The sequence below is a fragment of the Streptomyces canus genome (genome assembly GCF_041435015.1).
GTDB lineage: Bacteria > Actinomycetota > Actinomycetes > Streptomycetales > Streptomycetaceae > Streptomyces > Streptomyces canus_G.
Genome location: NZ_CP107989.1, coordinates 9,600,077 through 9,620,123, shown reverse-complemented (window position 1 = coordinate 9,620,123; position 20,047 = coordinate 9,600,077). Strand labels below are relative to the sequence as shown.

The following is a 20,047-nucleotide window of genomic DNA, read 5'->3' as shown; positions in this document are numbered from 1 at the left end:
GCTCCTCGAAGAGGAGCCGTCGGTTGCCCACGGATCGGGCACACCGGTGCGATCAAGTCGGCCTGTCGGAAAGGAGGTCCCCTGTACTCGGGGGTTTCGCCTTGCCCCCAACTCCCTTGTGTGCCCAGCGCCTACGATCACCCGAGGGCCGATACAGCCAGGCGCGTGATCCGCAACGTCATGACGCAGACCGCACCGTCAGAGCGAAGCCTCGGCAGTCGGCGAAGGCACTGCGCGTGGACGCAGCACCATGAGCGAGTCCTCCAGGGTCGCCACCATGGCAAAAGGGAATCGGTCGAGCTCAAGACAGAGCGCGACGTCGTCAGGGTGGACTCCTTGACGCACGCCCTCCACCAGCTCGGCGGCGGCGCCCGACTCGCGGGCGCGGCGGAGGAACTCGGCTGCGTCCGTGCCCGCCCCGGTGGCACTCCGGGCGATGTACTGAGCGCAGGCCAGATCCTCATCGGCCTTCCCGTCCTCGCCGGTCACCACGAACGTGACATCGGCGCACTCGCCGGTCCGCAGGAGTCGAGCCGTCGCCCCCGCCACGACGAAGCTCGCACACAGCACCAGCGACGCCTCCTTGACCGCGAGGGCGCCGACCGTCCCGGCCGTGGTCTTCTGCACGACGGTCCGTCCGCCGAGGTCGAGGGAACGCAGCAGGCCGGGCGAGTTGACGGTGTCGAACCCGGGCGCGGGCGGACCGTCCTTCAGCGCCACCCAGTCCGGGTGGCGGCCCTTGAGTGCCAGGGCCTCGTCCAGCGACTCGGCGAGAACGATCTTTTCCGCCCCCTGGGCAAGGGCCCAGGCAGCCACCGTGAAGGCGCGCATGACGTCGACTACGACCGCCACGGACGGGGTGTCGACCAGCTGAGCGATGCCAAGGAAACGAGCGTCCATCTGACCATGATCGCGCATGCACAGAGTCGACGTCCCCCGAAAGCAGTACCCCCGCGCTGAACTCAACGGCTTGATCAGCGCCGACGTCTGACGCCTCAGGCGGCGAACCCGATCGCGGTCACGTGACGGACGTTCAGGTGCCGTACTCGATCGCGCGCCGGCGGGCCGGGGGGCACGGGTACGAGTAGGTACCAGGCTCCGTTTCGAGGGGCTGCGCCGCTCCCCCGGCCGCCATTCCCTCAGGGTGCGGGCGGTGGCGCGGGCGAGTTCGGTGCGGGTGAGGTAGCGCAGCCGGGCCCGGCCCCGCGCCGGGGGGTGATGAACGTGGCGGCGAGCGGGCCGAGTTGCCGACCGAGGGCCGGGGTGTGGGCGGGCTGCACCCGTCGTCCGACGGTACGACCTTCACGCCCCGCCTCGCCCCGCCCCGCGCTTGCAGAAGCCGGACGGGTGACGGTCCGACCGTCATGGGGGGACTCCGTCAGTAGGTGTGTGTGGAAGACCTCGGCGATCCCAGAGACCGGCGGCCGCCAGGCACTGATGCACGTGCGGGGGGGGGCTGTCAGAGGCCGTGCAAGGAACGTGCAAGACGGGCCGAGCCCGGCTCGGCAGGCTGGAAACACCGGGTGGAGGGTCTGAGACGTCGCTCCTGGTTGCCCGGCCCTTGAGGAGGGATGCCCGATGTCCGAGTCCGCTGTTCCTGTCAATCTCGCCGACAAGCTGGCGCAGTTCAGCGAACTGTGGTCGCAGAAGAGAGTGGCTGTGCTCAACGACTACGAGGTCAAGCTGGCCAAACTGAAGGGAGAGTTCGTCTGGCACACCCACGAGGACACCGATGAACTGTTCCTGGTCATCAGTGGGCGGCTCACCGTCCAGCTCAGGGATGGCGACGTGGTGCTGGAACCAGGCGAGTTGTTCGTGGTTCCCCGCGGAGTCGAACACTGCCCCCTGGCGGACGAGGAGACCGCGATCCTGTTGTTCGAACCGGCGGGAACGATCAATACCGGTGACGCAGGGGGCCGATGACCAGGGCGGCCGAGATCCTCAGCTGACCTGCAGGGCGTGGCGTCAGCCCGCGGCCCTTTCCGGGTATGAGTAGTTGAGGTACAGAAAGTGCCGCTGAGATTGGTCATGGTCGGCTAAGGCGTGTTGCAGAAGGCCGTGACTTTGCAGGTCAAAGGCCGGTCACGGCTGTTCTGATCACGAGGCGAGGGCGAGGTTGTGCATGTGGGCGACGGCCCGGACCGCGTGGTGGAGGCGTTCGCCGTGCTGTCGGCAGTCTCGGAGAATCTTGTAGTTCTTCAGCCGGCCGATCGCATGCTCGACCCGCGCACGTACCCGCCGATGCTCCGCGTTGTCGGCTTCTTCGCCGGCCAGCAGGGGCCGGCCGGGGCGTTTGCGGTGCGGGACGACCAGGCCGGTGTTGATGTAGGCGCCGTCGCCGAGCACGGTGACGCCCTGGCACTGCTGCGGCAGGCCGGAGTTGCGCCACACGTGGGCGTCGGCCTTGTTGCCCGGGGCCTGAGGGGCGGCGGCCACGACCAGGCGCGTGTCGGCATCTATGATGACCTGCACGTTCGGCGGAAAACCGGTAGTTGCGCCTCGATGCACCGACCGTGCGATCGCGCACCGGGACAAGCGTGCCGTCCACGATCCGCAGCCGGTCCGCAGCATCGACCGGACGGGAGACCGGCTCGAGCGCGAGGAGGGCCGCAACCGCTGGATCACCCTGCACACCGTGGCAGGCGAGATTCCGAACAGCGGCGCGAGCTGCCGCATGGTCAGGCTCGTCCGGTAGTAGACCGCCACCACCAGCACCCGGTCGGCAAGCGGCAGACACCACGGCCGCCCGAGCCGGGGCCCCGTCGCCACCCCGCTCCCGCACCACCTTCAGCAACCGCTCGAACTGCTTCATCCGCAGTCCCGTGAACGTCTCCACCCACAACGGATCAGCCCTCAACACCCCACACATACAAGGAAAATGACCTGATCGCAGCCTCCTGCAACACGCTTTAAAGGTTGTCCCGTATGGGGCGTGGCTTGGCTTGTGAGGCCAGGTTGCGGAGCCGGGCAATGCCGAGCATGGCCTGGTGAACACCGTTGCCCTTGAGGCGGCAGTCCCGCAGGATCTTCCAGTTCTTCTGCCGGGACAGGGCGTGTTCGACCCGCGCGTGGGCCCGGCGATGGACGGCATTCTCTGCCTCCTGCCGTGGGCTGAGGAGTGTCTGACCGCGTCGTTTGCGGTGCCGGATGAGCAGGCCGGTGCCCTGGTAGCCACCATCGGCGATGGCTGCTGCGCCGCGGCAGGCCCGGTCGACGCCGGATTCGGTGAAGGCCCGGCAGTTGTTGCGATCCTCTAGTATCCGTGGGGAGACCGACGCGGATCGGCCTGCTGGACGCGGGCGGCGAAGTTCGAGCCGGACTGGTTCACGTGATAGCGGTCACGGACGTAGTTGACCGTGGCGCACATGTCCGCGACCACGTCGTACGGTGTGGTGGCCGTCCCCGCCTGGTGGTAGGCGGCGAACGTCGAGGGAACGCACTGTGTGGCGCCCCGGGAGGAGTTCCGCTGATTGCCGTCGGGTGCGATCGGGCCACGCGCGTTGCGGTCGGTGCGGTTCACCCGGAACTTCGCGTGATTGTAGGCGGATTCGCGTCGGGAGATAGTGACCAGCGCCGGGACACCGAATTTTGGGTCCATGCCGGTCAGTTGGCAGGCCTTTGCGGCGTAGCGGCGCATCGCGGCCAGTCCGGACTCGTCGTGCGGGTCCTTGTACGTGACCTCGCCGAGAGTGAGTCCGCCGGCGTGCCGGTGGAGTGTTGCGGCTGCGGCCCCCCGGCAGTCCACGGCGAATCCGCCGTGGCGTCCGAGTTCGGTCAGGGACTTGCAGCCGGGGATGCCGTCCGCGTCCGCCCCCTTGAAACCCTGGGCACGCTGCTCAGCCTGGTACGCCGCCTTGGTCTGTTCGCCGAAGAAGCCGGTGGGCCCGTCGGGAATCTTGCGACCCCGGGCGATCAGGGCACGCTGAACGGCACGAACGTCGTCGTTGGTCTGACCGAACCGGACCTTGGACAGGGCGATCATGTGCTCAGCCTCCTCTCCATTCCACATGTCAGCGTTGGCCGACGGCCCCTGGGCAACTGTGGCCGCCGCCGCAGAACTACTGGTTTCTGAAGGCCGCTTGCGCGACCGGGTGGCTCGGGTCGAGAAGGAGCGGCCGGCCCTCGGCCTGTGCGTCGAGCAGGGGCGCGCGCAGGGTGGAGTCCTGCGCGGCGTACAGGACGTGGACGCGGGCGTCCCCGGATCCTCGGCGGTCCACAGGAGCGACGGCGACGTTCTGACCGCGCTCGTCGGTGACCCACAGTTCGAAGTCCGTGAACTTGATCAGGTCGATGTCGGTGATCGGCGTCGGATAGTGATGCACGCCCCCGCCCTTGGGCAGCCTGGCGCTGTGCTCGTGGTGGGGCAGCGGGACGCTGGCGTTGCAGATGGAGTCGGTCCACCGGGCCACATCGTCGGCGTCCGTTATGGGGGTGTCGAGCAGTTCCCGTATACCCAGTTCCTCGACGGCCTGCGGGAACGCCGCGTAGAGACGACGAGCGTTCTGGCGCAGCAGGTCGACCTTGGCCGGGTCGGCGCAGAACTGCGCGGACCATTCGATGCCGGCGAGGTTGCTCACCATGAACCATCCGTCGTTGTCCTTCAGCCACAGCCCGCCGCCGTGATGGTCCTCCACGGGCTCGGGGCCGAAGAACGGTTCCTCGACTGTGGCCAGCACCTCGTGCATGCGTTTGCGTGACTTCTTGTACTGGGGCGAATCGACGCGCGGCGCATGCCCGGGAATGTTGATCTCCCACTTGAGCTGCTCCGCTTCGGTGTGCGGATGAGTACCGTCCACTGCCTTCTGCGTTGTCATGCTGTGTCACCTTCTGGGGACCTGGCTGTCGATTACCACTTGGGGGTCACGTCGGAGCCGAAGCCTTTACCTGCCGGGCGCTTCTCGAAGTGCAGGTGCGGGCCAGTGGCATTCCCGCTTTCGCCGACCTGGGCGATCTTCTGCCCGGCCCGCACGGAACCACGGGTGACGAGCCGCTTGGAGAGGTGGCAGTAGTAGTAGTCGGATCCTCCGGAAGTGAGTACGAGGTAGTGACCGAAGCTGCGGTCCTCCCCGGAACGGACTGAACCGCTGGCCACCGCCACACAGGTCGTGCCCCGTTCGGCGGCGTAGTCCGCGCCGGTGTGGTAGCCCAGGCTCCAGTGCGGTCCCTTCTTGTGATAGGCAGTCGTGACCCCGTGCCCGGGCACGGGCGAGGCGACGTGGCCCTGGGCCTGGGCCTGGGCCTGGGCCTGGCCACCAGTCTTCGGCACGTGGAGGCGGTCCCAGGACGCCTTTCCGGGGATGCCATCGGCGTCGCTGCCCGAGAAACTGAGCTTGTGCTGCCAGGCGGCGAAGGACTGACGGTCCACGTCCGTCCACTCGGGGCCCGGTCCCGAGTGATAACGCCCGCATCCTTCCTCGACGAGTCGCCGCCCCATCGCGTTGACGATCGGACTGCGTTGTCCGATGTGGAAGAACTCGGCTCCAGGGAACGGCTCGAGCGCCGGCATGACTCCTCCTCAGTAGGGATGCGGGGGAAGGTGCGGATTTGCCTGTTGGACACGTGAGATGTCCCCGTACTTCCCCCAGATGTAGTTGATCGCCGCCGCTATGTTCGCGACGGGATCATAGATTTAATCAGAGGTACCCTCCTGGTGATTCTCGGCGAAGGTTTCGGGAATCACCTGCGTGTAAGCGCGTGAGCAGTTGAGCTTGGCGCCGTCCGACCGAACGGGTCCCGTCGCATTCCTGTCCGTTACATTTACCGCGTTGGACCTGAAGGACGACTCCCGCCGTGTCAAGGTGATCAGGATCGCACCATCACCGGCCCCGGTGCCCCAGCTCGGCGGCGCACCCGTCTTGACACACGCCTGTTCGGCGGCTCGCACGGCATCCTCGCTCTGGGGAATCCCGGAGTTCTTCGAGAACCGAACCGAGTTCTTGGCGATTCCTCCTGGATGCCGGCAATCCACTTTGAACTGAGCGCTGGGGCCGACCTTTGTCAGGGAGGAACAACCGGGGAATCCGTCAGTATCTCCGCCGACGAAGCCCAGTTTGTGCTGCCAGGCGGCGTACGCGGACTTCGTCTCGTCGCAGAAAAGCCCGGTGGCTCCTGTCGGGATGGTGAACCCCAGGCCGATCAGGGCGCGCTGAATGACTTTCACGTCGCCATTGCGCTTACCGAACCGAACGTTGGACAGGGCGACCATCATGCCTCCTCATCCCGCGGGGAGAGGCCGGTTCAGAGGCAACCTGCCTGCGTGAAGCGGGCCTTCGTGGCCCCTTGTATCCACCATGCGCCTGCTGGGAGCCTGCCGCAAACGGAGTAACGCGCGGCTGGCAGTCACACGTTGGGGACGTGCAGCCTGTCCCAGCTGGATTTGCCGGGGATGCCGTCCGCCTCGCCGCCCGAGAACCCGAGCTTGTGCTGCCAGGCCGCGAAGGACTTCACATCGCCCGAGCCCCACACATCGGCGTCGGCACCGGCTTGGTACCGGTTGCAGTCCTCCGCGACGAGCCGACGGTGCATCGCGGCGATGACCGGCGATTTGCGGCCGGCGTGGAAGAAGGACGCACCGGGGAACGGCTCCTGCTCAGGCGTACCGATCGGCGGCTTCTCCGGCCCGGCGCCCGGCTGGTGCCCGTCCACGAACATCGGCCACGATCCAGGATCGACATGGTCGTTCTCCGGGACGTGGGCGTGCGCGTACCAGCCCCCCTGTGACTGCCACACGCTCGCGGAGCGATGGGCTGTGAAACCGTCCGGGTGATCCATGGGCCAGTGGTCCGTAACACCCCACGAGCGCACCCAGGCGTTGAGTTTGCTCCAGTCCTTGCACGGGGTCTCCGACAGACTCGCGAAGACCCTGCCATCGACGCGGCAGTGCGGGAAGAACAGGGCTTCGATCTGGATGACGACCTTTCCCGCCCGGTTGGTCCGGGTGCCGCCGGGTCCATCGAGGAGGGCGAGGCTGCGGGAGGTGGCTGGGAAGAACTGGGCGAACGATCCGGAGAACGGATCCCAGAGGATGTGTGGCGCCAGCCGCTTCCCACTTCCGGTGAAGAATCGCTTCAGAGTGGTGAAGGGCACCAGATCCCGGGGCGCGGCGGCGGTTGCCTTGACGTCCGCGGTAATGTGCGCGATCGCCTTCGCCGGAAACGCCGGGTCGCACGCGGCACTGTTGCCGAGGTCCTCTTTGATGGCGCCAGGCATCCACAGTTCGGCCATGACAGGCTCCTTCCTTCGGGTACACGACCAGCTGCCGACAGAGCATCACCACCGCAGCCTGGTGCCGGGTTCGGTTTGGGGTGTTGGGTGTTGAGACGCCGTTATGTCCTAGTCTCCTATCGAATGCGGGGGCTCACTCTGTGAGTGGTTGGACGTGCCACGGTCAGGGCACTGCCGTCTTCACCCGCTCCACCGGCTCGGCGTTGGTCCGGGTCTCCCGAGGTGCGCCGTCCTCCTGCTCAAGGAGCTCGTCGAGCACCTGGATCGCTCCGCTGATGCGCATCATGGTTTCCCGCAGTTCCCCCTCCTGCCGGAGCACGGTCCGCAGCTGCTCCTCGCCCCGCTGGTACTCCTGTTGGAGTTCGGCGAGCCGGGACCGCATGTCATGAGGTGTGGGCATGGCCGTCTCCTTCGCGCGTCCGCTCGCCCTTCGGGGCGAGAACGACTCCGCGAGCCGCCGGCTGACCGCTGGGCTCGGGGTGCAAGTACCGGTTTTGCTCGCCTTCCGGTTTGGCCTCCTCCACGATGATCCGGTGGGCGTTGGCCCAGTGGTCCTGACGCACACCGGTCACCTGCCAGGAGACGGTTACGCCCGGCTTGTCGGTGCGGATGGCGAAGCTGTTGTCCCACACCGTCCGGGTCACCGCAGCCTGCGCCATGTCGCCCACGGGCGTGAGCTGGTAGCAGTAATCGCGGTTGAGTGCCTCGAAGAAGGCGGGCAGAACGACGGTCGCTTCTCCCTTGTCGTCGGTGACGACATTCCCGTTGTAGATGTTCACCATCTCCGGTGATTCGACGAACGAGTGCGAGAGGTACTTCTCGGCCGGATGCAACGGGTGATCGATCTTGAATCCGCCACCGCCCTTCGTCAGGCTGCCCCTGATGGCGACGTCGCCCGTGGAGGTGTCCATCTGCAGGCCCCAGCCGGCACCGGTGTTGCCCCAGAACCCGACATGGGTGTCGTCGGCCATGCCGACGAACGCACGGTCGGCATTCGGCGTGTCCTGCAAGAACCAGATGCCGGCGGATGGGTCGCCTCCCTGGCGGACCCGCATTCGGCGTGGGACATCCAGGGCGAACCCGTTCCCCGTCGTACTGACCGTCAGCCGGTCCTGCCCCGACCACAGCCGGGCCGTTCCGTTCTGGGCATACCACACCCAGCGCTGTCCCTCGGTCGGGGACTCGACGAATACCCCGGTCGTCCGGTCGGAGAAGGAGAGACCACCTACCGAACCCCCGCTGTGAATTTCCGTGCCCTCCACGTGCAGGCTCCGCTGCGCCTGGCCGGCGCCGATGCCCAGGCCGATCCGGCCGTTCTGGTCGATCACCAAACGGTCGACGCCGGCATCGACGTCGGTGAAGTGCCATCTCCCGTCGGACCCGGCGAACGTCCCGTAAGTCCTGGCGCCGGTGGCGGTATTGCGCAGCTGAAGCCCTGATCCCCATGCGGCCCCGGACGACGCCAACCGCAGCGCGACGCCGTTGGTCCTACCGCGATCGATCTCCAACGCCGCCGAGGGCGTGGCAGTACCGATACCCACGTTGCCGGTGAACTGCCCTGCGAACCGCGTGCCCGACGCGACGATGCCGGTATCCCCCGCCGCATGGACTCCGACGCCGTCCGGGCTGAATCCGCTGACGCCGGTACCGCTGCTGCTGGTCCCCGAGATGCCGGTGCCCCGACGGCAGGTGCCGTGCACGCCAATGCCCTGGATCGCGGTGTTGACACCGAGGACACCGGTGCCGGTCTCGATGACGCTGTCCGGGCCGGAGGCCGCGGGCCTGCCACTGCTGCCGACGACGCCGGGCCCGACGTCGTTGTCCCCCCAGACACCGAACCTGATCGTCGGATCCTGCTGCCCCGGGTCGAACCCGCTGGGCACATCCTGTGACTGAGGCGGTTTGATGGTCATCTCTTTTCTCCTGTCTCGGGCCGGTTGTTCTCTGTCGCGTCCCTGCGGCGCGTCACCGGCTCCGGGTGGTTGGCCTTGGCGACCGCCCGCTCCGCCGACTGGCCGTGGGCCCCCGGATGCAGGTAGTACCCGCGCTCCTGCGGAGCCTTCTCCGCCTCCTCGACGACCGGGTTGGCGCGCGCCCAGGCATCCCGGCGGGTGCCGGTGACCTGCCAGCAGACCCTCTGCCGGGGATCGCCGCCCGCGATCGAGAAGCGGTTCCCTGTGACCGTCCTGCTGATGTGCAGGTTCGGTGCGGGGCCGCCGAACGCTGTGAGCTGGTAATGGAAGTTCTCGTTCAACGCCTCGAACCAGTCCGGCAGATCAACGGTCGCCGTTCCTCCGGCGTCAAGGGTGGTGGTGCCGTCGTAGATGTTCTTCATCTCCGGCGACTCCACGAAGGAATGGGCCAGGTATCGGTTCTCGGGGTCGAGCGGGTGATCGATCCGGAACCCGCCGCCGCCCTTGGTCAGGTTTCCGGTCACGTTGACATCACCCTCGAACGAGCCCGCCATGAGCGTGCCCCGGGCGATGATCCCCGTCTGTCCGTCGGCCCGCACTCCTGTGCCGTCGATGCTCAGGCCCTGGACGCCGGGACCGTTGAAGCTGGTGCCCATGACACCGGGGGCCTGGTTGGGGGCGAAGCCAAAACCGAATCCCGACGTGTCACTGTGGCCGCACCTGCCGAGGACGGCGATGCCGTCGTTGCTGAAGGCGGCAACCGCCGTTCCTGTCGCGCTGGTGGCCAGGAGTCCGTTACCCCCGTCGCTGGAGGCCGTCACGCCGGCGCCGGCCGTGCTGGCACCCGTCAGGCCGGCACCGCCCGTGCTGGTGCCCGTGACACCGGTGCCCTGCTCGCTGGTGCCCGAAACGCCGGGACCCTGGGTTCCCGTGCCGGCGACCGCGGGGTTCAGGCCGGTGGCGCGTCCGCAGACGCCGGTGCCCTGGCTGCTGGTGCCCAGGACGGCCGTCCCGCCGTCCGCGTCGGCGGTGCCCAGCACGCCGATGCCGTGGCTTTCGTTGTTGATGCCGAGGACGCCCGCACCGCCGGACTGTGTACCGCCCGGCCCGGTGGTGCCCGGCCGACCGCTGCTGCCGACGACACCTGATCCGCCCGCGCTGTCCCCCCAGACGCCGAATCCGAGCGGCGGGGTCTCCTGCCCCGGGTCGAAGCCACTGGGGCCGTCCTGTGCTTGAGGAGGTCCGATCGGTGACATCGCTCTCTCCTTTCCTCGTCACTGGTAGGTGATCTGAAAGCAGAACAACTTGACCGAGTCCGCGACCCCCACCGTCGGGAGGTCCACCTGCAGGAAGTGCCGGTGGGTCCGGTTGTTGACCTTCGCCCCTAGCTCGGGGGCCGCCGGTGTGTCGAATGCGTTGACCTTGACGATCTCTTCCGCGCCCTCCCTGCCCGAGACCACGCGGCGGCGCAGGAAAGCCGTCGGCATCGGGCCGGCCGGCTGCCGGCTGCCGGTCATCAGGAGCGACTTGATCTCGACGCCGTCCGGGAGCGAGATGTTCATGATGCCGTGCGCCTCCGTGGCCGTCGCCGGCTTCTGCGCGACGTCGTTGACCAGTTCCCAGTGCTTGGGGGGCGGGGCCGGGGTCCCGGGCTGCACGGGATCGCTCGGGGCGAGGATCGGGATCAGGGAAAGACACGTCTCGCTGTTGGACAGCGAGACGATCAGTGGATTGAGGTGGTTCATGGCCAGGGCCGCGAACTCGGCCTCCAGCTTGTGGAACCTGATGTTGAAGCCGTTCTCCCCACCGGCCTGGACGCGGTCCTCGTTGTCGATCCAGTCGCTGTGGGAAAACTTGGGAACGTAGATGGGGATCATCGTTCGTCATCCTTGTCCGGTCGGATGAATCGGGAGGGAGGCTGGTCCGACGTGTGGAAGTTAGGGAAGGTGTACGCCGGGAGCAGGTCGGCGTCGGCCAAGGTGTCGAGCAGCTCCTTTACATGACGGCGAAGCCGTTCCGTTCGGAATTCCACACCGATGGGGTGGAACCAGTTGAGGATGTTCAGCACCAGGTCGTAGCGATCCTTGCTGATCCTGGCTTCGGTGCCGTCGAGTTCCCCGCGGAGCCGGACCTCGCACTGGTAGGGCCGCAGCCCGCCGCTGGGGAGGTAGACGGCCCGCACCGGGACGACGCCGGGCGCGCGGCCCTCGATCCGGGTGACGGGGCTGTCCAGCGAGGCGGGTGTCACCAGGCCGCGCCCGGAGGGGGTCACCGACCAGGAGAGTTCCTGGCCACCGCCGGGGCTCAGCGGGTGGCGGGAGGCGAGCCGCGGTGGCAGGGGCGGGGTCCGGCCCAGCGGTGCCGGGTCGGCGAGCAGCACGCTCGCGCCGTTCTGCGGGGCGGCGAGCACACAGGGGTGGTAGGGCGCGGCGGCCGGGCTGACCGCCACGGCCCGGCAGTCGCCACCGGGGTTGAACGTCAGGGGCAGCATGATGTCGGAGGTCGTGTCGATCACGTGCACGCGCCCGGCCGCCTCCTCGGATCCGCTAGTCGCGACGTACAGGTGCACGCCGTCCGGGGCGGTGCGCAATGCCTGCGGCGATGTCCCGGCCGGGAAGCCCTCGATGGTGGCGATCGGCGTTGCTGCACCGGTCGGGTAGACCTGGACCGACGCGTTGCCACCGTCCGGCCCCCCGGACAGCAGGGCCATGTACAGCTTCGTCCCGTCCGGCGTGATGGCGGCGGACAGGGCCTGGGTGGCGGGGCCGGTGCTGATGGCCGTGGCCTGGAGCCGGAGACCGTCCCGGGTGACCGAGCAGAACCGGCCGCCGTCGAGCAGCACGACCAGCACGGGACTGCCGGGGCTCACCGCGATGGCGCGCGGTACGTCGGGCAGTGCCACGCTGCCGGTCTGCTGCTGTGTCAGTGGGTCGTACGCGCGCAGGGTGCGGTCGCCCGCATGGGCGACGAAGAGCCGGCTGCCGTCGGTGCCCAGGGCGACGGGTTGCGGACCCGTGACGGCGGGGGCGGCGGGGGCGAGGGTGTGCGGATCCAGTACAGAGACCGAGTCCGAGAGCCGGTGCGCCACGTAGAGCCTGCCGCCGGCCACAACGAGCGGGCCGGGGAACGGGGCCACCGGGGTGGAGGCGGCCAGGGTGAGGCGGGGGAAGTCCTCGTGCGCGGGAGCCGCCACGGCGAAGGAGGTGACCCGGTGGCTGCCGAGCTCGGTGAAGTAGACGTGAGCGCCGTCCGGTGCGAAGCAGGCGTCGGCAGGCGCGGGGTGCGGCACGGCGGTGAACGTCGCGGCCTCGTCGACGGCGATCTCGGAGGGGCCGATGACCCCGATCTGCTCGCCCGGGGCCACGGCAACGTGGACGTGGGTTTCGGCTGCCACCGGGCCGTCGGGGGCGACCTTGACGAAGTCGAACCCGGCGTCGAAGGCAAGCGCGGCCAGTTCGCCGGCGGCCAGCTCGGAGTGCCTCAGCATCAGCGCCCGGCCCTGGCCACGCAGGCCGGTGTCGGCCGGATCGTAGGCCCCGGCCACCGACACCGTGCCGCCCTGGCCGGCGAGCCTGTCCAGCAGCCGGTCCAGGGCGAGGGCGGTGACACGCTGCATCCGCCGGTTGCCCTCGGCTGCGCCGTAGTCGATGGTTCCGCGTGCGCCCAGCAGATCGTCGGTGCGCACCTCCAGGTAGGTGTCGTCGAAGTCCTCGGTGCGCGGTCCTGCTGCCTGTTCCTCGGTGACGGCGGGCACGCCGGCGCGGCTGATCGACTCGCCGGCGCCGAGCCCGCCGCCGGCCAGGCCGATCCGGAACGCACGGCTGCCGCCCCGGGAGTGGCCGGCGCGGGTGACCTCGACCTGGACGGTCACCTCCCCGGCGGCCTTGGTGTGCAGAACCGCGGGGACGCCCTGGCTTACCTCGGCGTCGCCCGGCCCGCAGCGGGTGACCGACCAGTGGACCTCGGCCCCGGCGAGCCGGGCCGGGTCCGGCTCCAGGTCAAGGGTCAGGTCGTCGCCCGCCCGTATCGGATGGACCGCGGCGTTGGCGATGATGCGGAAGGCCGGACCGGGAGGCTGGGCGGCATGGACCAGGCCGTCGCGGGTGTGCTGGACCCAGCCGAACCCTGCGGCGTGGGCGTGCACGGCGAGCTCGGCTGCTCCCAGGGTGTCGTGGCGGAGGAGCAGCGCCCGCCCGACCCGGTGCAGCCCGGCGGCAGCCCGGTCATGGGCTCGCAGCACTCTCAGCGTCCCGGGCTGCGCGCGGAGCCGGTCCAGCAGTGCATCCAGCGCCGTGCGGACGGCGAGCTGCATCAACCGGTTGTCCTGGCTCGCGCCGAAGTCGAGGCCGCCGCGGTCATCGTGGCGGCAGAGCCACCCCGGGTCGAAGTCGGGTTCGTCCTGCGGTGTGCCGACCGACTCGGCCTCGCCGCACTGCTGGTCGCCATCGGCCGCGATGCTTTGCCCCAGGGTGAGCGCGCGCGGCAACACCCGCAGTGCGAGGGAGCCCACCGCTGGCCGGTCCGCCGCTTCGTCGATCTCGAACGGAGCATGCTGCGTTCCGATCGGACCTGACTCGTTGAGGACTCTTTCGAGGGCGTCCGGCGTGGGCACCAACCAGCGTTGGAAGAGCTTCAGGCGCGACCGGTAGTGATCGTCGCCCTCCCCGGTCACCGGCTCGAAGGAGGTGCGGGCCGTCCGCGAGATCCGGACCTCCTCCAGCAGGCCCGCGTACTGGGCGGCGGCGCTCGCGTCGGCCGGTGACTCCCGGCCCGTGCCGAGCACGATCGGCTCGTGGTTGGACAGCGCGCCCAATCGGTCCAACCGCCGACGGGCCACGTCGACGCCGTCGAGGTAGAGCCTTACCACGACCGGGCCCGCGCCGGGCGGCTCGCCGGGGGCGAGGGCGAGGGGCAGCCGTTCCACGACTCCGGCTACGTGGTGGAAGACTCCGTCCCCCAGATCGCGGTCGGCGAACAGTTGCACCGCCGTGGCACCGTCGGAGACTGACAGCCGCAGGTTGCGGTCGAGTTCGCGGAAGCGGCCGACGGTCAGCGACCAGCCCGGGGCGTCGGCGGAGCTCAGCAGTGAGCATTTGGCGATGACGGCCCCGGACCGGGTGGAGGTCCGGTCCGGCCGCACGACTGCCTCGACGGTGAACGAGGCGTCCGGCCCGAAGCCGAAGTCCGGGCTGTCGTCGACGGTGATGCCAGCGGGGCCGGCGAACTCGAAGGCCGCCGAGAACCGGCCGGTGCGCCCGCTGCGCGCACCGGCGTTGGTTCCCGGGTGGCCGGGGGCCCCGAACTGCGCGCCGGCGTCGGCGACGTCGACCACGTCCGCCTGCGACTCCGGCGGCCGTTGGTCGTCCAGGTGATACAGCGCGACCGTCCGGTCGTCCCAGGTGTACGGCCGCGGCGGGAAGCGAGGTGCACCGAGGTCCTGGCCCAGCAGATCCAGACTGGCGCCATGAGCGCTGTGCGCGTAGCGCTGGGAGGTCACCTCGCCGAGCTGCCAGGTCAGTTCCTCCTGACCGCGTCCGATCACCCAGAGCAGCTTGGCGAGATTGCCGAGCAGCGCGGTGACCTGCCAGTCCGCCGCCGACTGTGAGGCCGGGGCGAGCGGTTGGACCCGGGTCAGCGTGATCCGGTTGCCGAGTTCGGCGGCACGGCCGGGCAGTTCCACCGCCATGCTGTGACCGGCTGGCCACCCGGCGGGGATCTGGACGTCGACGGGCTCCTCGGCCAGTTCCGGCGCTCGGGTGAACCAGACCCGTACCAGGAGCGGTTCGGTGCTCCGCAGCCGCGGCGCCAGGAGGTACCGGGGGGAGTCGGGCAGCCGCCCGTAGCAGTCCAGGTAGGTCTGGAAGCTGTACCGGGCGTGGAGTGTCCCGTCGGCATGCGGCAGGAGACGAAGGGTGAGCCGTTCCATGCCCCGGTCGTAGGTGGGGGTGAGGCCCCCGCGCAGGATGTCGAGGAAGTCGGTGGTCATTGGCTCGAAACCTGAATGTCGATCAGCGGACTGTCGATGGCGAACCGGGCGATCTCGTCGGGTGCGAGCGGCAGGTTCTCGCCGACGGAAAACTCCTGCGCGTTGCCGAACACGGCGCCCGAGAGGCTGATGTCACCGAACATGGGGGCGCAGCGGCGCAGTCGCAGGTTCTGGACGTCCACCACTCCGGCGGTGGATCGCGCGGTCAGCACGATGTCGGAGTGCAGGACGCCCCGGCCCAGGCGGAGCCGCTCCACGCCGGTGTGCACGGCGGTCAGGATCTCGCCCTTGATGGCATCCGGGTCATGGCCGGGCTGGACGACCAGAGTGGCCCGGATACCGACGTCGACCTGGTTGGCCGATGTGATGTTCGGGAAGACCGACACCGGCCGCCACTGCTCGACGGTGTCCAGTACAGCGTCGTGAACGGCGGGTATGTCACCGTCCGTCGGGTGCCAGGGCCACCCCGCCTCGACCGCGACGACTACGTCGAAGTAGTACGGCGAGCCGGTCTGCCGCTGCGCGGAGAACGGGTGTCGGCCGAAGAGGTACGTGTTGAAGCGGCTTCGGGACGCGTCCACACCACCGAGCGGGTCGAAGATCGCCGCGTCCCGTACACCGGGCAGCTCCAGGATCCGGACGAGCAGGGCGTCCTTGGTCCACAGTGTGCGGGGGACGCCGAGCAGCCGGGCCCGGTAGACGTCGTCGCCTTCCAGCAGCTCGCCGCCGGTGATCGGCGCGGGGTTGGCGACGGTGACGGTGGCGGGTCCCAGGTTGAGGTGGAGCCTCGCCCAGTGGGGTTCCAGCCGCAGCTCCTGGTTGGCGGGCACGTCGCCGTCCTGGCCGCGGTGGACGGCCTGGACACCGACGGCCAGCGGAAGCCTGCCGGCCGACAGGGTGGCCGTGGCAGTGGTCCGCAGGCTGGTGTGCGGCGTCGCGGCGGTCTCGACAACGGTCCCCTGCGGCAGGACGAACCGGCGATCCAGTTCGGCGCCGGCCAAGGTCAGCTCGACCTGCCCCGAGGCCCGCAGGAACTGCCGGTCGATGCCGAGGTCGGTGCCGAGCAGGTCGAGGGCGGCCCCCTGGGCGGTGGTGGCGAAGTTGGCGTAGTACTGGTTCTCCAGGCCGCGCCACAGCTCGTGGGTGTGGACGGCGGCGGCGTCCAGCACCTTGCGCAGGGCGCTGCCGGAGCCGAGATCGACGTCGCTGCCGAACATCGCTCTGGCGCGGGCCTGCTGGTCGGCGACGATACGGTCCAGGCCCTTGACCACGAAGCCCTCCGCAGTCACGCCGTACTGGTCGAATCCCTTAGGGGCGAGGTCACTCAAGGCGTCCTCCCGATTCCAGGGTCAGCGTGGAGCCGGCGACGGTGTCGATGATCGCGAAAGCCGTGTAGCCGCGGCCGGCCCGGGTCGCCCAGCCGATCCGGTCGCGGGCCGCCGCGTCCAGGTCCGGCCGGAGCTCGAAGAAGCGCGGATCGTCCTGGAAGGTGACCTCCCGGACGTCGGTGACACGGGGGTCCGCACCGAGGCAGCGGACCAGTTCCATACGGATGTACTCCTTGCGCGCGTGGACGCCGAGGGCATACCGGCCCACCGCCAGGCGGTCGAAGCCGAAGCCGGTGTTGACGCGGTCACTGCCCAGCTGGGTCTCGACAGCCAGCACCAGAGCCTGGGCCAGTGCTTCCTGGCCCTCGACCATCGCCGGGCCACCGGTGCGTTCGTCGATGACCAGGTCTCCGGCCTCGACCGCGAGGCTGCGGCCGAGGCTGGGGGCGCCGCTGCCAGGAGCGCCGGAGCCCGGGAGGCCGAGGCCGGGGAGCCCGGAGAAGCCGAGCCCGGGGAGGCCGGGATTGTCGGGTGTGCCGATGCCGGGGTTGGTCATCAGATCGCCTCCAGGAGGGTCTGCCCGGGATCGGCGACACTCCACGTGCCCGGTCCGAGACCGCTGGCGGTGATTCCGATCGCTGTGGCCAGCAGGGCCGGCTTGCCGCCGACCGTGAACTTCACCGCCAGGCCGACCAGTGTGGTGGGCGTGGTGACACACGGTTGGGGCGTGCCGGTGGGTGTCTTGGCCGGACAGGGCACGACCATGCCCGGGACCGGGGCCTCGGCGGCTCCGAAGGTGAGATCGGCCTCCGCCCCCGAGGTGAGCACACCGCGCTGTTTCACCGTGACATTCGAGTCGCCGGGGCAGTCCGGCTTCAACTGTCCGCCGTGGGAGCACTGGAGGACCGCGCCCTGGGTCAGTACGAGAGGCATCAGCTGATCGCCACCTTTCCCTTTCCGATCGTCAGGGTCGCTCCGCCGGCGCTGAGGGTGACCTCCCCGGTGCTTGCCGCGACCGTGACGTTGCCGTCCTTGTCGATCCGTACCTTGGTCCCCGAGCTGTGGCTCAACAGGAACTCCTCCGCCGCGCCCTCGGTGGGCCGCTCGCCGACGTCGGAGCACCCCGAGGTGCCGACCGTCAGCTTGAGTCCGACCGCTTCGACGACCCGCCGCCCGTCGGCCGTGGTGAGGTCGTTGACGCCCTTGCCCTCGGGACGGGGCGGGTTGTCGCCCGAAAGCTTGGTCGGGAGGCAGAGCCACCAGTCGCCGGCGTGTGCCTTCGGGCGGTCCATCGCCGCCTCGTTGGCCCACAGGAAGCCGGTGACCACCGAGTCCTCCCGAGAGCCCCGGACCTCGTTCAGTAGCGCCCGCATGCCCTCGTACACCGGGACGGACAGGCCGACCTTGTGCCAGGCGAACGGTGAGGCCAGCGGCTTGTCGCGCAGCACAGGGCCGTCGGCCTCGACCGGCAGGTCGACGCTCGGCGAGACCGCGGCGGCGGCACTGCCCTGTCCGTAGACCATGTCCGCCACCCGACGGCCGGGCTTGGTCGAGCGGACCTGGCCGACGTCGATGGAGGGCGAGACCGTCCGCGCGTCCCGGATCCGGCCGGCGATCGCGTCGGCGATCGCCGCCGGACTACCCAGGCGCGCCGTCTCGGTGTTGCGCCGGTTGTTCTTGTCGTTCTTCTTGAAGGCGGCGGCCCGTCCGGTGCAAACGTAGCCGGTGCGCGGCGAGAAGGAGTGGGTGAGCTGGACGATGCGGAAGCCCTGGAACGGGTTCTGGTAGCCCTCGACGCTCGCCGCCACCAATTGGCCGGCCCGCAGTTCGGGCAGGCCGAGCACGGTGAAGTCGAAGGCCGGCACCGACGCCTGGTTCGGCAGGTCGGTAACCACCCTCTGCCTGCTGGTGGTACTGACCCGGACCGGCTCGAACTCGGCCAGCCGGGCAGTGGCCTTGGTCTCCGGCACGATCAGGCAGTCCTCGCCGGTGAGCAGCGCCAGCAGGGCGGTCGGGTCGGTCTGCAGGGCGGGACCAGTGGCCGGCGGGTGGGTGACGGCTGTGCCGAACTGCACCACGCCCTCCTGCACCAGGACCTCCGCGTCGTACTGGCGGGCCAGTTCCTCCAGCAGCCCGAAGGCGTTCTGCGCGTCCAGGTTGATGCCGGACCGCTGCGGCCCGCTCGGGGTGGCGCCTTCGGCCAGTTTTGCCTTGGCCAAGCCGACGATCCCCTGGGCAGCTTCGGCGGGCGTGGTGTTCGCTTTGCTGTAATGGGCCGCTCCGGGCTTTCCGTTCTTCCCGGCGACGTTGTGGGTCGTGATCAGCTTGAACGCGGTCTCCTCGTAGCCGGTGAGCAGCACGCCCAACGGCGGGAACCGCTCCGACACGGTGATCCCGTCGACGCGGCCGGTCAGGACGGGCTTGCGCGAACCGGGCGACTCCAGGTAGCCGAGCGTGATCTCCACCGCGACACCGCCCTTGGTCTCGCGCTCGCCGGTGAGCGCCTCGGTCAGCTTTCGGTGAGCCGACATGGGCAGGGCGGCGAGATGGATGCTGAAGGTGCCGGGCTGCCCCAAGCCGTAGTTGACGGTGATGTCGGCGTCGCTGAGGATCATGCCGCCCGGGACATCGTTGGACACCCGCAGCTTCAGGTCCGGGAAATTCACGCTGTACCAGAGGATCACGCCCATCGCTGCGCCACCCCGATCACGATCCGGCTGTCGTAGTGCCCACGCCCGTTGAGGTTGCCGCGGGCCACCTTGGCCTCCAGCAGCCGGATCGCCAGCCGCTGGGTGCGGTGGACCAGTGCCGGCTCGGCGACCAGCTTGCGCAAGAACTCCACCCGCGGCCCGTCCGGCCCCTGACGCACCACGCGCAGCACGAGATAGCCGGCCGGCGATGCCGGGGCGGCGGTCCGGCTCGGCCCGGCGAGGTCGTAGAGCGTCTGCGGCGGGTCGTCGGCGCCGACATCGAGATTGGCGTACAGGCCGAAGTCGTACGCGGTGTCGCCGATCAGGCAGCTGAACGCCTGCGGCAGGCCCTCGTCCGGCTCCACGGGCAGCTGGTGGAAGTCGAGCATGTTCACAGCGAGGCTCCCAACTGGCGCCGTGCGGGCACCATGTCGCTCACGGTGGGCACGGCGGCCATTCCGGCGGCCAGCGCCATGTCCAGCGCCTCGCCCAGGACGGCGGTGAGGCTGGAGCGCGGTACCTGCTCCAGCGTGATACTGACGTCGAGGGCGTCGCGCTTCTGATTGGACTGGGTGAAGCGCAGGCTCGTGATCTGCATGTCGAGACTGACGGTCATACCGCAGACCACGGGAAGCCCGGCGAGGTTCATCGCGGGTGCGATGGCCGGGGCCAGGGCACGCGACGTCAGCGCCATCGCCTCCAGCCCCTTCTTGATGATCAGCCGGGTACGTCCCACCAGTACCGCCTCGACCGTGATCGTCCGGGCGGTCGGCGACACCAGCTGAGCGAGCCTGCTGCCCGCGATCCGGGCCACCTGGTAGCCCTCGTTGAGGGTCAGGCTGGTGACCGTGAGCAGAGGCACCGCACCGATCAGCACGGGGACGTTCACACCTGCGGCCATGGCAC

At 69.3% G+C, this 20,047-nt stretch carries 17 protein-coding genes and 4 pseudogenes; 1 reads left to right on the top strand and 20 read right to left on the bottom strand.

The window, feature by feature from the left end:
• Nucleotides 1-198: 198 nt before the first annotated feature.
• Entirely contained in the window at nucleotides 199-900 is a 702-nt protein-coding gene (locus OG841_RS43835; RefSeq protein ID WP_328636264.1) for a 2-phosphosulfolactate phosphatase, read from the bottom strand.
• Between the two features lie 678 nt (nucleotides 901-1,578).
• Between OG841_RS43835 and OG841_RS43830 the strand changes: the two genes are divergently transcribed.
• On the top strand, nucleotides 1,579-1,923 hold the full coding sequence (locus tag OG841_RS43830; protein ID WP_328636265.1) for a cupin domain-containing protein: 345 nt from the start codon (nucleotides 1,579-1,581) through the stop codon (nucleotides 1,921-1,923).
• Nucleotides 1,924-2,097: 174 nt separating this feature from the next.
• Here the strand turns inward: OG841_RS43830 and OG841_RS43825 are convergent.
• The 19 genes and pseudogenes from OG841_RS43825 to OG841_RS43735 all read right to left on the bottom strand — a co-directional run bounded on the left by OG841_RS43825 (nucleotide 2,098) and on the right by OG841_RS43735 (nucleotide 20,042).
• A pseudogene (locus OG841_RS43825) lies at nucleotides 2,098-2,869 on the bottom strand (transposase family protein).
• 40 nt (nucleotides 2,870-2,909) lie between these two features.
• Nucleotides 2,910-3,251, bottom strand: a pseudogene (locus OG841_RS43820) (transposase); the annotation flags it as partial.
• 2 nt (nucleotides 3,252-3,253) lie between these two features.
• Nucleotides 3,254-3,982, bottom strand: coding sequence for a peptidoglycan-binding protein (locus tag OG841_RS43815; protein ID WP_328636266.1), 729 nt, complete (start codon nucleotides 3,980-3,982; stop codon nucleotides 3,254-3,256).
• A gap of 76 nt (nucleotides 3,983-4,058) precedes the next feature.
• Nucleotides 4,059-4,814: a DUF6424 family protein gene (locus OG841_RS43810; protein WP_328636267.1), complete on the bottom strand. Its 756-nt coding sequence runs from the start codon at nucleotides 4,812-4,814 to the stop codon at nucleotides 4,059-4,061.
• Nucleotides 4,815-4,846: 32 nt separating this feature from the next.
• Nucleotides 4,847-5,131: pseudogene (locus OG841_RS43805) on the bottom strand (M23 family metallopeptidase); the annotation flags it as partial.
• A 129-nt stretch (nucleotides 5,132-5,260) separates the two neighbouring features.
• Nucleotides 5,261-5,503: pseudogene (locus tag OG841_RS43800) on the bottom strand (peptidoglycan-binding protein); the annotation flags it as partial.
• Nucleotides 5,504-5,629: 126 nt separating this feature from the next.
• Nucleotides 5,630-6,208, bottom strand: a complete 579-nt coding sequence (locus OG841_RS43795) for a peptidoglycan-binding domain-containing protein (RefSeq protein WP_328636268.1) — start codon at nucleotides 6,206-6,208, stop codon at nucleotides 5,630-5,632.
• Between the two features lie 131 nt (nucleotides 6,209-6,339).
• A complete protein-coding gene (locus OG841_RS43790) occupies nucleotides 6,340-7,224 on the bottom strand; it encodes a peptidoglycan-binding protein (RefSeq protein ID WP_328636269.1) in 885 nt (294 codons plus the stop codon).
• A 163-nt stretch (nucleotides 7,225-7,387) separates the two neighbouring features.
• The gene (locus OG841_RS43785; protein WP_328636270.1) at nucleotides 7,388-7,624 is read right to left on the bottom strand and encodes a hypothetical protein; all 237 of its coding nucleotides are present in this window, start codon (nucleotides 7,622-7,624) and stop codon (nucleotides 7,388-7,390) included.
• A complete protein-coding gene (locus OG841_RS43780; protein ID WP_365120938.1) occupies nucleotides 7,608-9,137 on the bottom strand; it encodes a hypothetical protein in 1,530 nt (509 codons plus the stop codon). Before OG841_RS43780 ends, OG841_RS43785 begins: the two co-directional genes overlap by 17 nt.
• Entirely contained in the window at nucleotides 9,134-10,393 is a 1,260-nt protein-coding gene (locus OG841_RS43775; RefSeq protein WP_328636272.1) for a hypothetical protein, read from the bottom strand. The genes OG841_RS43780 and OG841_RS43775 overlap by 4 nt, the downstream gene beginning before the upstream one ends.
• Before the next feature lie 18 nt (nucleotides 10,394-10,411).
• Nucleotides 10,412-11,014, bottom strand: coding sequence for a hypothetical protein (locus OG841_RS43770; protein WP_328636273.1), 603 nt, complete (start codon nucleotides 11,012-11,014; stop codon nucleotides 10,412-10,414).
• On the bottom strand, nucleotides 11,011-15,123 hold the full coding sequence (locus OG841_RS43765; RefSeq protein WP_371569924.1) for a LamG-like jellyroll fold domain-containing protein: 4,113 nt from the start codon (nucleotides 15,121-15,123) through the stop codon (nucleotides 11,011-11,013). The genes OG841_RS43770 and OG841_RS43765 overlap by 4 nt, the downstream gene beginning before the upstream one ends.
• A complete protein-coding gene (locus OG841_RS43760) occupies nucleotides 15,120-16,451 on the bottom strand; it encodes a baseplate J/gp47 family protein (RefSeq protein ID WP_371569922.1) in 1,332 nt (443 codons plus the stop codon). The genes OG841_RS43765 and OG841_RS43760 overlap by 4 nt, the downstream gene beginning before the upstream one ends.
• Nucleotides 16,444-17,007, bottom strand: coding sequence for a DUF2634 domain-containing protein (locus tag OG841_RS43755; protein WP_371569920.1), 564 nt, complete (start codon nucleotides 17,005-17,007; stop codon nucleotides 16,444-16,446). Before OG841_RS43755 ends, OG841_RS43760 begins: the two co-directional genes overlap by 8 nt.
• A complete protein-coding gene (locus tag OG841_RS43750) occupies nucleotides 17,007-17,384 on the bottom strand; it encodes a hypothetical protein (RefSeq protein WP_371569918.1) in 378 nt (125 codons plus the stop codon). Before OG841_RS43750 ends, OG841_RS43755 begins: the two co-directional genes overlap by 1 nt.
• Complete coding sequence (locus tag OG841_RS43745) at nucleotides 17,384-19,141, bottom strand: hypothetical protein (RefSeq protein ID WP_328636278.1); 1,758 nt, start codon at nucleotides 19,139-19,141, stop codon at nucleotides 17,384-17,386. Before OG841_RS43745 ends, OG841_RS43750 begins: the two co-directional genes overlap by 1 nt.
• A complete protein-coding gene (locus OG841_RS43740; RefSeq protein WP_328636279.1) occupies nucleotides 19,132-19,536 on the bottom strand; it encodes a hypothetical protein in 405 nt (134 codons plus the stop codon). The genes OG841_RS43745 and OG841_RS43740 overlap by 10 nt, the downstream gene beginning before the upstream one ends.
• The gene (locus OG841_RS43735) at nucleotides 19,533-20,042 is read right to left on the bottom strand and encodes a hypothetical protein (protein ID WP_328636280.1); all 510 of its coding nucleotides are present in this window, start codon (nucleotides 20,040-20,042) and stop codon (nucleotides 19,533-19,535) included. The genes OG841_RS43740 and OG841_RS43735 overlap by 4 nt, the downstream gene beginning before the upstream one ends.
• Nucleotides 20,043-20,047: the final 5 nt, after the last annotated feature.